Genomic DNA, 11204 nt, shown 5'->3' with positions numbered 1-11204 from the left:
GCCCGTGGGTGCGGTGCTGCGCCTATGCGGCTCAGGGCACGCTGCAGGGCGGCGCAAGACCGCCTGACGCAAACACATTCGTACTGCCGCACACGACATAAAAACCAGAAGAAGGTACGCGACGATGTTGGAATCCACGTTCTCCCGCAGCATCCTGCAAGGCGCCAGCGCGCTGGCCCTGGTAATCGCCTCGCTGTGCGCCAACGCCTCGGCCGACAAGCCGGGCGAGGGCGTGAAGGTAACGCCGATCTTCCCCTCCATTGCCGAAGAGCGCTTCCGTGGCGAAGTCGCCATGGAAGGCCTGCGCGAGCTGGGCTACAAGGTCCAGGAGCCTAAGGAAACCGAGTACGGCGTGATGATGGTGGCCCTGGCCAACGGCGATGCCGACTTCACCGTGCACCTGTGGGACAAGCTGCACGACAAGTTCTACCAGCAGGCCGGCGGCGATGACGTGATGGTCAAGGCCGGCGACATCATGCCCGGCGTGCTGCAGGGCTACCTGATCGACAAAAAGACCGCCGAGCAGTACCACATCAAGTACATCACCGACCTGAAGAAGCCCGAAATCGCCAAGCTGTTCGACACTGACGGCGACGGCAAGGCCAACTTGACTGGCTGCAACCCTGGCTGGGGCTGCGAGCTGATCATCTCGCACCACATCAAAGCCTATGACCTGGACAGCAGCGTGCACGTCGACCAGGGGTCGTACTTCGCGCTGATGGCCGACACCATCACCCGCTACAAGGAAGGCAAGCCGATCCTGTACTTCACCTGGGTGCCACAGTGGATCTCCACCGTGCTGGTCGAGGACAAGGACGTGGTTTGGCTGGAAGTACCGAAGACCGACCTGCCGGATGGCAACAACGATGTCGACACGATGTACAAGGGCAAGAACCTGGGCTTTGCGGTCGACAAGGTCGAGGCGGTGCTGAACAAGGAATTCGCCCAGGAAAACCCGGCAGCCACCAAATTCCTGTCGCTGATGCAGATCACCACGGCGGACGAGAGCGCGCAGAACCTAAAGATGCAGCAAGGTGAGAAAAAGCCTGCTGACATCACCCGCCATGCCAAAGCGTGGGTCGCGGCGCATCGCCAGCAGTTCGACGCGTGGCTGCAGGCGTCGCGCGCGGCGGCGACACAGGCCAGCAAGTAACCTGTTCCATCGGTGAGCGCTTCTTCGCGGGCAAGCCCGCTCCCACAGGGTTCGTGCCAGCGTTGGGTTTGCGCGCTGCCTGTAGGCGCGCGCTTGCTCGCGAAGAAGCCAACGCGATTTTTGCAGTTGAGTCAAAGCCATGAGCCATTTCGAAAGCACCCTCAAGAACGCCAACCTGGCACATCTGAACACCGCAGGCCGTACCTCGCTGTCGATGCCGTGCCAACGCGTCGCCTTCGTGTTACGTGAGCATTTCTCCATGATGGCCTTTACTGCGGCCATGGACACCCTGGTCACCGCCAACCTGATGAGCGCTACGCCACTGTTCCAAATCCAGGTAGTGGGTGATGGAGCACAGGTCATGAGCGACCTGGGCATCGCCTTGCCGGTCAACACGCCACTGGCCGAGCTCGATGTGCAGGTGCTAGACACCCTGTTGGTATGCGGTGGGTTCCGGGTGCGCCTCGAGAGCGCACCGCTGCTGCGCGCCAAGCTGCGCCAGGCCGACCAGCATGGCTGCCAGCTAGGTGGTCTATGGAACGGCACCTACTTTCTGGCCGAAGCGGGCCTGCTCAATGACCACGCCTGCGCCTTCCACCCCGATGGCCGGGCGATGATGAGCGAGCTGTTCCCCAAGGTACGTGTCAGCCGCCAAGCCCATGTGCTGGACGGTCGACGCCTGAGTTGCGCAGGGGCTAGCAGTGCTCTGGACATGATGCTGGCCTTGCTCGAACACAGGGGGGGCAACGGGTTGCGCCGGGCGGTGGAGCAGATGCTGGCATGCGATCGCGCACGGGTGATGAGCGATGCCCCGGCCACTGCAGCGGACATCGACCCCAGCCTGCCCAAGGGCATACGCTTGGCCCTTGAGCTGATGCATGCGAATATCGAAGACCCGATCGGCATCGACGAAATCGCCGAACATGCAGGCTTGTCGCGTCGGCACCTGGAGCGGCTGTTCCGCCGCCATGTACAGGCGACACCGCCGCGCTACTACCTGGAATTGCGCCTGACCCATGCCCGGCAGTTGCTGCAACACACCAGCAAGTCTTTGACCGAAGTGGCCGTGGCCAGTGGCTTTGTCAGTTTTCCGCATTTCTACCGGCGTTTTCGTGAGCTGTTCGCCGTTGCGCCGCGCCAGTTTCGGGCGAGGAGCCAGGGGTGGGCAGGGCGGCAGGAAGTGGCGGTGCATTGAGATCGACTGTACCTAGGCCGGCCTCTTCGCGGGCAAGCCCGCTCCCACAGGTATGGCACAGCTCTCAAAGCCTGCGTTCTACCTGTGGGAGCGGGCTTGCCCGCGAAGAGGCCAGTACCGCGAAACAGATAATTGTGTTCGATAAACGAACGGTTAGTATCAAAGACTTGTCCGCTGTCCGCCCAACCATTCCAATGGTCGCATTGCCCAACCCCCGCCTTTTTGCTTAGTGTGTGCCTATTCACCGGCTGTCGCCTGCCTCTGTACCCAGCGACCAGCCCGATAGAATAACCGTGATCGACCGCAACCACCGGCCCCAAGGCCCGTAGGAAGCGGCGCCCAGAACAATAACGAAACCGAGTGCCTTGCCTATGGAAAGCCGCCTGCTGAGCGAGCGCAGTAGCGTGTTTCACCACGCCGACCCTTATGCTGTGTCCGATTATGTGAACCAGCACGTGGGCCAGCACTGCATCGGTTTGTCGCGCACCACCCACCCCCAGGCCAGCCTCAGCCACCGCAAGTTCGCCGAACTCGACCTGTGCCGCATCAGCTACGGCGGCAGCGTGCGCGTCACCTCGCCCGCGCTGGAAACCATCTACCACTTGCAAGTGTTGCTCAACGGCAACTGCCTGTGGCGCGGGCCCCAGCGTGAGCATCACTTGGTGCCGGGCGAGTTGTTGCTGATCAACCCGGACGACCCGGTTGACCTGACCTACTCGGAAGACTGCGAGAAATTTATCCTCAAGGTACCGACCCGGCTGCTCGATTCGATCTGCGAAGAACAACGCTGGCATCGCCCGGATGGGGGCGTGCGGTTCCTGCGTAACCACTACCGATTGGAAGAGCTGGATGGGTTTGTAAACCTGCTGGCGATGGTGTGCCATGAAGCCGAGGTGAATGAGTCGTTGCCGCGGGTGCAGGGGCATTACAGCCAGATTGTGGCCAGCAAACTGCTGACCTTGATGAGCACCAACATTCGGCGCGAAAGCCTGAGTGCACCGGCGGCTAGCCTGGAGCGGATTCTGGATTACATCGAGCGCAACCTGAAGCTGGAGCTGTCGGCTGAGGTGCTGGCGGAGCAGGCCTGCATGAGCGTGCGGTCGCTGTATGCACTGTTTGATCGGCACCTAGCTACCACGCCTAAGCATTATGTGCGGCAACGTAAGCTGGAGCGGGTGCAGGCGTGTTTGAGTGATGCCACGTGTGGGGTGCGGAGTGTGACGGAGCTTGCTCTGGATTACGGCTTCCTGCATTTGGGGCGGTTTTCCGAGGTGTACCGGCAGCAATTTGGTGAGCTGCCATCGCAGACCTTCAAGCGACGCGGTTAAGCGGAGCCGTGCTTCGTGCCTGTTATTTCTGCCAGTTGCGGGCGGATTAGCGCGGATCCACCATTTGCCTTCATGGATAAAATGGAGGCAATTATGTCTACTTCGCAGCAATGGTATTTTTATTCGCCTGATGGGCTGGCGACGGTCTCACATCATGGCACTGAAGCTACAACGTTGGTGCGCGCTGCTGGTAGATTGGTAGCACAGCACGATAATGGCCAAGCGACGTTTTTTTCGACTGACTTTCAAGGTTCGGTCCTACAACTCACTGGACGCGATGTATCGTTTGCTCTGCGCTACTCGGTGTATGGCCATGACACTGATAAGGCAAGCGCTTCAATGTTGCGATTCACTGGCCAGCGGAAAGACCCTTTCACCGAACAGTATTTGTTAGGCAATGGATATCGCGGATACAGCACTGTATTGATGCGACTTAATGCACCAGACACCTTGAGTCCGTTTGGTGATGGCGGTCTGAATGCCTACTGCTACTGCGGTGACGATCCTGTCAATAAGGTCGATCCAACGGGGCATGTCGGGTTGCCCCCCAATAGCTTTTTAACGGGTGGTGTATTCACCAAACGGTGGGGGCTTCGCGCTGCTGCCTCATACGCAGTTGGTCAAAAAGCGCCAGCATTAAAAACCCTAAGTGTGAAGAAGGCGCTAGCTGATATTGACCCGCACCTCCGAGCCAGGGTGAAAAACATGGAAAAAAATAAATCTTGGCAGCTACGAGATGTACAGCGACTAGAAAATGCTTCGATTTCGCTTCAAGGCAAAACGAATCGTTTTGAGCTGGCTCACAGGTACTACGAGGCAGATAATTATTTCATTGAGGCCGAAGCAGCACTTAAGACAAAGAATGAGATTGTTCTTATCAAGCAATGGGTTGATCGAAAACTCGCCAAGACAAGAGAAATGATAGAAAGGCGCGAGCTGTTTGACGCGTTACCATTTTCGCCAGTCGGTGGAAAAATGCTCAAAGTACGGAGAGATGGATAACACTCTGCACAATCCGGATAGTCCCCCGCCCGTCGAATCCCTAACCTGACCCGGTCTGAACAATAACAATGGAGACCCTGGCCATGTCCCTGGGATTCGACTACCTCAATGCCATGCTCGAAGACGACCGTGAACAGGGCATCTACCGCTGCAAGCGCGAGATGTTCACCGACCCACGCCTGTTCGACCTGGAGATGAAGCACATCTTCGAGGGCAACTGGATCTACCTGGCGCACGAAAGCCAGATCCCCGAGAAAAACGACTTCCTCACCCTGACCATGGGGCGCCAGCCGATCTTTATCGCGCGCAACAAGGACGGGGTACTCAATGCCTTCCTCAATGCCTGCAGCCACCGCGGCGCCATGCTGTGCCGGCACAAGCGCGGTAACCGTGCCAGCTACACCTGCCCATTCCATGGCTGGACCTTCAACAACAGCGGCAAACTGCTCAAGGTCAAAGACCCGAGCAACGCCGGCTACCCCGACAGTTTCAACTGCGACGGCTCCCACGACCTGACCAAGGTCGCGCGCTTCGAGTCGTACCGGGGCTTTCTGTTCGGCAGTTTGAATGCCGATGTGAAGCCCCTGGTAGAGCACCTGGGCGAGTCGGCCAAGATCATCGACATGATCGTCGACCAGTCGCCCGAAGGCCTGGAAGTGCTGCGTGGCGCCAGTTCGTATATCTACGAAGGCAACTGGAAGCTCACCGCCGAGAACGGCGCCGACGGCTACCACGTAAGCTCCGTGCACTGGAACTACGCCGCCACCCAGAACCAGCGCAAACAGCGCGAGTCGGGGGACGAGATCAAGACCATGAGCGCAGGTGCTTGGGCCAAGCAGGGCGGGGGCTTCTATTCCTTCGACCATGGCCACCTGCTGCTGTGGACCCGTTGGGCCAACCCAGAAGACCGCCCGGCCTACGAGCGACGTGACCAGCTGGCCGCCGATTACGGCCAGGCACGCGCCGACTGGATGATCGAGAACTCGCGCAACCTCTGCTTGTACCCCAACGTGTACCTGATGGACCAATTCAGTTCGCAGATCCGTATTGCCCGGCCGATTTCGGTGAACAAGACCGAAATCACCATCTACTGCATCGCGCCCAAAGGCGAGAGCGCTGACGCCCGTGCCAAGCGCATCCGCCAGTACGAGGACTTCTTCAACGTCAGCGGCATGGCGACCCCGGACGACCTCGAAGAGTTCCGCTCGTGCCAGACAGGCTACGGCGGCGGCACCGGCTGGAATGACATGTCCCGCGGCGCTGCCCACTGGGTCGAGGGCGCTGACGAGGCGGCCCAGGAAATCGAGCTCAAGCCGCTGTTGTCAGGCGTGCGCACCGAGGACGAAGGCCTGTTCGTGCTGCAACACAAGTACTGGCAGGACACCATGATCCAGGCGCTCAAGGATGAGCAGCAACTGATCCCCGTGGAGGCCGTGCAATGAGCCTCTACGAAACCGTGCGCGACTTCCTCTACCGCGAAGCGCGCTACCTGGACGACGCCGAATGGGACCAGTGGCTGGAGCTGTACGCAGCCGATGCCAGCTTCTGGATGCCGTCCTGGGACGATGACGACCGCCTCACCGAAGACCCGCAAAGCGAAATCTCGCTGATCTGGTACGGCAACCGTGGTGGCCTCGAGGACCGGGTGTTCCGCATTAAAACCGAGCGCTCCAGCGCGACCGTGCCGGACACCCGTACCTCGCACAACATCAGCAACATCGAGATCGTTGAGCAGGGCGAGGGTTACTGCCAGGTGCGCTTCAACTGGCACACCCTGAGCTTTCGCTACAAGACCACCGACAGCTACTTCGGCAGCAGCTTCTACACCCTCGATTTGCGCGGCGAGCAGCCGTTGATCAAGGCCAAGAAGGTGGTCCTGAAGAACGACTACGTGCGTCAGGTCATCGACATCTACCACATCTGAACCGAGGTAACGCGAGCCGCCCGGTGTGCCGCATGGCGCGCCGCGGGCAGGCTCGCCCGCGAGGTGCAACATGAGCTTCCAGATCGCACTGAATTTCGAGGACGGGGTAACCCGCTTCATCGAGGCCACTGGCCATGAGACCGTGGCTGACGCCGCCTACCGCCAGGGCATCAACATCCCGCTGGACTGCCGCGACGGCGCCTGCGGCACCTGCAAGTGCAAGGCCGAGTCCGGGCGCTACGACTTGGGCGACAACTTCATCGAAGACGCCCTGAGCGAGGACGAAATCGCCGAAGGCTATGTGCTGACCTGCCAGATGCGGGCAGAATCCGACTGTGTGGTGCGCATCCCGGCCTCTTCGCACGTGTGCAAGACCGAACAGGCCAGTTTCGAAGCCGCCATCAGCGACGTGCGCCAGTTGTCGGCGAGCACCATTGCCCTGTCGATCAAGGGCGAGGCGCTGAGCCGGCTGGCGTTCCTGCCGGGGCAATACGTCAACCTCAAGGTGCCAGGCAGCGAGCAGAGCCGCGCTTACTCGTTCAGCTCGCTGCAAAAGGACGGCGAGGTCAGCTTCCTGATCCGCAATGTGCCGGGCGGCTTGATGAGCAGCTTCCTCACCAACCTGGCCAAGGCCGGCGACAGCATGAGCCTGGCTGGGCCGCTGGGCAGCTTCTACTTGCGGCCGATCCAGCGCCCACTGCTGTTGCTGGCAGGCGGCACCGGGCTGGCACCGTTCACCGCGATGCTGGAGAAGATCGCCGAGCAGGGCAGCGAATACCCGGTGCACCTGATCTACGGGGTCACCAACGACTTCGACCTGGTCGAACTGGACCGCCTGCAGGCCTTGGCGGCGCGCATTGCAAACTTCACCTTCAGCGCCTGCGTGGCAAACCCAGACAGCCAGTACCCGCAGAAAGGCTATGTCACCCAGCACATCGAACCGCGCCACCTCAATGACGGCGATGTGGACGTGTACCTGTGCGGGCCACCGCCGATGGTCGAGGCAGTCAGCCAGTACGTTCGCGAGCAGGGCATTACGCCGGCGAACTTCTACTACGAGAAGTTCGCCGCCGCGGCCTGAGTTTCCTTGGGGCCGCCCTTGTGGGAGCGGGCTTGCCCCGCGAACACGGGCGCAGCCCGTGCCATCCACCGTGGGGTCTGCTAGCGGGGCAAGCCCGCTCCCACAGCGTCCGCGTCAGCATGGAGAAATACTGATGAACACAAGATTTCAAGGCAAAGTCGCCCTGGTCACCGGCGCCGCCCAAGGCATTGGCCGCGGCGTGTGCTGGCGGCTCAAGGCCGAAGGCGCGCAGGTGGTGGTGGTGGACCGCTCCGAGTTGGTCCACGAATTGGCCGGGGAGGGCATGCTGACCCTCACCGCCGACCTCGAACTGCACAGCGATTGTGCCCGCGTCATGGCCGCTGCGGTCGAAGCGTTCGGCCGCCTCGACATCCTGGTCAACAATGTCGGCGGCACCATTTGGGCCAAACCTTTTGAACACTACGAAGTGGAACAGATCGAGGCCGAAGTGCGCCGCTCGTTGTTCCCCACCTTGTGGTGTTGCCATGCCGCGTTGCCGTACATGCTCGAACGCGGGGCAGGGGCCATTGTCAACGTCTCGTCCATCGCCACCCGTGGCGTCAACCGCGTGCCCTACGGCGCGGCCAAAGGTGGCGTCAACGCGCTTACCGCCTGCCTGGCTTTCGAAACCGCCGGGCGCGGTATCCGTGTCAATGCCACTGCCCCTGGCGGCACCGAGGCACCGCCACGGCGCGTGCCGCGCAACGCCGCCGAGCAGAGCGCGCAGGAAAAGGCCTGGTACCAGCAAATCGTCGACCAGACCCTCGACAGCAGCTTGATGCACCGCTACGGCAGCATCGACGAGCAGGTCGGCGCCATCCTCTTCCTGGCCTCCGACGAAGCTTCCTACATCACCGGCGTAACGCTGCCGGTAGGGGGCGGCGACCTCGGCTGAGCCAGCCCCCCGGCAACCGTTTTCCTCCACAACAAAAACAACAGAGACAGATGCCATGCGAACCCTTGACGTGCACCCGATCATCGATAATGCGCGCTTTACCGCGTTCCACTGGATGGTCATGGCCTGGTGCGGCCTGCTGCTGATCTTCGACGGTTATGACTTGTTCATTTACGGCGTGGTGCTGCCGGTAATCATGAAAGAGTGGGGCCTGACGCCCCTGCAGGCCGGCGCCCTGGGCAGTTATGCGCTGTTCGGCATGATGTTTGGCGCCCTGGTATTCGGCAGCCTGGCCGACCGCATTGGGCGCAAGAAGGGGATCGCCATCTGCTTCGCCTTGTTTTCCACGGCGACCATCCTCAACGGCTTTGCCACCAGCCCCAGCGAGTTCGGCATCTACCGCTTTATCGCCGGCCTCGGGTGCGGCGGCTTGATGCCCAACGCCGTGGCATTGATGAACGAATACGCCCCCAAACGCCTGCGCAGCACGCTGGTGGCGATCATGTTCAGTGGTTATTCGCTGGGCGGCATGCTGTCGGCAGGCGTCGGTATTTTCATGCTGCCGCGTTTCGGCTGGGAGTCGATGTTCTTCGCTGCGGCGGTACCGCTGCTGCTGTTGCCGGTGATTCTCTATTACCTGCCAGAATCCATTGGCTTCCTGGTACGTAAAGGGCGCACCGAAGAAGCCCGCAAGCTGCTCAAACAGCTTGACCCCGCGTGCGACATCCAGCCTGGTGACGTGCTTCAGGCAACCGACCGCAAGGGGGCTGGCAGCTCGGTCGTCGATCTGTTCCGCAACGGCCTGGCCGTGCGCACACTCGCCCTGTGGCTGGCGTTCTTCTGCTGCCTGCTGATGGTCTACGCGCTCAGTTCGTGGTTGCCGAAGCTGATGGCCAACGCGGGTTACAGCCTGGGTTCGAGCCTGTCGTTCCTGTTGGCGCTGAACTTCGGTGGCATGGCCGGGGCGATTTTGGGGGGCTGGTTGGGCGACCGCTACAACCTGGTCAAGGTCAAGGTCGGTTTCTTCATTGCCGCCGCGCTGTCGATCAGCCTGTTGGGGGTGAACAGCCCGATGCCGGTGCTGTACCTGCTGATCTTCATCGCCGGCGCCACCACCATCGGCACGCAGATCCTGTTGTATGCCGGCGCGGCACAGATGTATGGCCTGGCGGTGCGCTCCACCGGCCTGGGCTGGGCGTCGGGCATTGGCCGCAATGGCGCCATTGTCGGCCCGCTGCTGGGGGGCGCGCTGATGGGCATCAACCTGCCGTTGCAACTGAATTTCATCGCGTTCGCCATCCCTGGCGCGATTGCCGCGCTGGCCATGGCCGTGCACCTGGTCAGTGGCAAGCGCCATGGCCTGGCCACGGCGGCGCAAGCGTAATGAAAACCCTGATCAAGGACAGCTCGCTGTCCGCCATCGTCGCCGGCTGCCTGGCGACGATGATCTCCTACGCCGGCCCATTGGTGATCATCTTTCACGCTGCCGAGGCCGCGCAGTTGTCCCATGGCCAGCTGTCTTCCTGGGTCTGGGCCGTTTCCATGGGCAGCGGAGTGCTCGGCGCTGTACTCAGCCTGCGCTACCGAGTGCCGGTCGTGATCGCCTGGTCGATCCCAGGCTCGGCGCTGTTGGTCACGGCCCTGCCTGAACTCGGCTTGGAGCAGGCCGTGGGGGCGTACCTGGTGGCCAACCTGGTCCTGCTGCTGATTGGCATCAGCGGGGCCTTCGACCGCATCATCGCGCGCCTGCCAGGCTCCATTGCCGCCGGCATGCAAGCCGGCATCTTGTTCAGTTTCGGCATCGAGGTGTTCCGCGCCTTGCCGGTACAGCCGCTGCTGGTGGTGGCCATGTTCATCACCTATGTGCTGATGCGCAGGCTTCAGCCGCGCTATGCGGTGGCCGCCGTACTGTGCGTGGGCGCCGTCGTGACCGTGGCCAGCGGGGCGTTTCGCAGCGAGGCGTTGGTGCTGCAACTGGCCTCGCCGCAATGGATTGCCCCGCAATTCAGCTTGGCGGCGGTGTTCAGCCTGGCGTTGCCCATGGTGCTGGTGGCCCTCACCGGGCAATTCATGCCGGGGATGGCCGTGCTGCGCAACGCCGGTTACGCCACACCGGCCAGCCCGCTGATCAGTGCCAGCGCCATCGGTGGCGCCGTGCTCGCGCCTTTTGGTTGCCACGGCCTGAACCTGGCGGCCGTCACCGCCAGCCTGTGCACAGGCCCTGAGGCCCATGAAAACCCGCGCCGGCGCTATGTCGCGGCCGTCGCCGGCAGTGTGCTGTACCTGCTGCTTGGGGTTGCTGGGGCCACCTTGATGTCGCTGTTCGCGGCATTTCCGGCGGCACTGATCGCGGCCCTTGCCGGGCTGGCCCTGTACGGGGCAATCAGCGAAGCCCTGGTACGCAGCCTCGCCGAGCCTGCTGAGCGAGATGCCGGGCTGTTCACTTTTTTGGTCACCGCTTCGGGGGTGTCCTTCCTTGGCCTTTCGGCGGCGTTCTGGGGGCTGCTGTTCGGCCTGCTGGCCCACGCGCTGCTCGCTCTGCGGCGGCCTCAAGCGCGGGAGGTAATGCGCCGCACCCCATGATGCCTGTGTTCCCAGCGCTTTATTCCATAAAAACAAGATCAAG

General features: G+C 61.7%; 10 protein-coding genes. All 10 read left to right on the top strand.

The features are described 5' to 3' along the window. Window positions 1–124: 124 nt before the first annotated feature. The 10 genes from proX to GIB19_RS10195 all read left to right on the top strand — a co-directional run bounded on the left by proX (window position 125) and on the right by GIB19_RS10195 (window position 11161). A complete protein-coding gene (proX, locus tag GIB19_RS10240; RefSeq protein WP_274885403.1) occupies window positions 125–1153 on the top strand; it encodes a glycine betaine/L-proline ABC transporter substrate-binding protein ProX in 1029 nt (342 codons plus the stop codon). A 139-nt stretch (window positions 1154–1292) separates the two neighbouring features. After that, a complete protein-coding gene (locus tag GIB19_RS10235; protein WP_274885402.1) occupies window positions 1293–2348 on the top strand; it encodes a GlxA family transcriptional regulator in 1056 nt (351 codons plus the stop codon). Between the two features lie 371 nt (window positions 2349–2719). After that, the gene (benR, locus tag GIB19_RS10230; protein WP_274885401.1) at window positions 2720–3676 is read left to right on the top strand and encodes a benABC operon transcriptional activator BenR; all 957 of its coding nucleotides are present in this window, start codon (window positions 2720–2722) and stop codon (window positions 3674–3676) included. Between the two features lie 15 nt (window positions 3677–3691). Next, window positions 3692–4678, top strand: a complete 987-nt coding sequence (locus GIB19_RS10225; protein ID WP_274885399.1) for an RHS repeat-associated core domain-containing protein — start codon at window positions 3692–3694, stop codon at window positions 4676–4678. 83 nt (window positions 4679–4761) lie between these two features. After that, window positions 4762–6120 carry a benzoate 1,2-dioxygenase large subunit gene (gene benA, locus GIB19_RS10220; protein WP_085274399.1) on the top strand — a complete coding sequence of 453 codons (1359 nt, stop codon included), beginning with the start codon at window positions 4762–4764 and terminating at the stop codon, window positions 6118–6120. Beyond that, complete coding sequence (gene benB, locus GIB19_RS10215; protein ID WP_027595427.1) at window positions 6117–6602, top strand: benzoate 1,2-dioxygenase small subunit; 486 nt, start codon at window positions 6117–6119, stop codon at window positions 6600–6602. The genes benA and benB overlap by 4 nt, the downstream gene beginning before the upstream one ends. 70 nt (window positions 6603–6672) lie before the next feature. Beyond that, on the top strand, window positions 6673–7683 hold the full coding sequence (gene benC / locus GIB19_RS10210; protein ID WP_027595426.1) for a benzoate 1,2-dioxygenase electron transfer component BenC: 1011 nt from the start codon (window positions 6673–6675) through the stop codon (window positions 7681–7683). A gap of 133 nt (window positions 7684–7816) precedes the next feature. Beyond that, complete coding sequence (locus tag GIB19_RS10205) at window positions 7817–8578, top strand: 1,6-dihydroxycyclohexa-2,4-diene-1-carboxylate dehydrogenase (protein ID WP_274885396.1); 762 nt, start codon at window positions 7817–7819, stop codon at window positions 8576–8578. A 55-nt stretch (window positions 8579–8633) separates the two neighbouring features. Further along, entirely contained in the window at window positions 8634–9962 is a 1329-nt protein-coding gene (locus GIB19_RS10200; protein WP_274885395.1) for an MFS transporter, read from the top strand. Then, window positions 9962–11161 carry a benzoate/H(+) symporter BenE family transporter gene (locus GIB19_RS10195; RefSeq protein WP_274885393.1) on the top strand — a complete coding sequence of 400 codons (1200 nt, stop codon included), beginning with the start codon at window positions 9962–9964 and terminating at the stop codon, window positions 11159–11161. The genes GIB19_RS10200 and GIB19_RS10195 overlap by 1 nt, the downstream gene beginning before the upstream one ends. Window positions 11162–11204 lie beyond the last annotated feature (43 nt).

This window comes from Pseudomonas sp. ITEM 17296, from assembly GCF_028895205.1.
In the GTDB taxonomy this organism is placed as follows: domain Bacteria; phylum Pseudomonadota; class Gammaproteobacteria; order Pseudomonadales; family Pseudomonadaceae; genus Aquipseudomonas; species Aquipseudomonas kermanshahensis.
This window is presented reverse-complemented; position numbering and strand designations above follow the sequence as displayed.

Bases quoted from the DNA above. Each gene is read 5' to 3' on its own strand.
- proX (WP_274885403.1), top strand. From the start codon at position 125: ATGTTGGAATCCACGTTCTCCCGCAGCATCCTGCAAGGCGCCAGCGCG.
- GIB19_RS10235 (WP_274885402.1), top strand. From the start codon at position 1,293: ATGAGCCATTTCGAAAGCACCCTCAAGAACGCCAACCTGGCACATCTG.
- benR (WP_274885401.1), top strand. From the start codon at position 2,720: ATGGAAAGCCGCCTGCTGAGCGAGCGCAGTAGCGTGTTTCACCACGCC.
- benA (WP_085274399.1), top strand. From the start codon at position 4,762: ATGTCCCTGGGATTCGACTACCTCAATGCCATGCTCGAAGACGACCGT.
- benB (WP_027595427.1), top strand. From the start codon at position 6,117: ATGAGCCTCTACGAAACCGTGCGCGACTTCCTCTACCGCGAAGCGCGC.
- benC (WP_027595426.1), top strand. From the start codon at position 6,673: ATGAGCTTCCAGATCGCACTGAATTTCGAGGACGGGGTAACCCGCTTC.
- GIB19_RS10205 (WP_274885396.1), top strand. From the start codon at position 7,817: ATGAACACAAGATTTCAAGGCAAAGTCGCCCTGGTCACCGGCGCCGCC.
- GIB19_RS10200 (WP_274885395.1), top strand. From the start codon at position 8,634: ATGCGAACCCTTGACGTGCACCCGATCATCGATAATGCGCGCTTTACC.
- GIB19_RS10195 (WP_274885393.1), top strand. From the start codon at position 9,962: ATGAAAACCCTGATCAAGGACAGCTCGCTGTCCGCCATCGTCGCCGGC.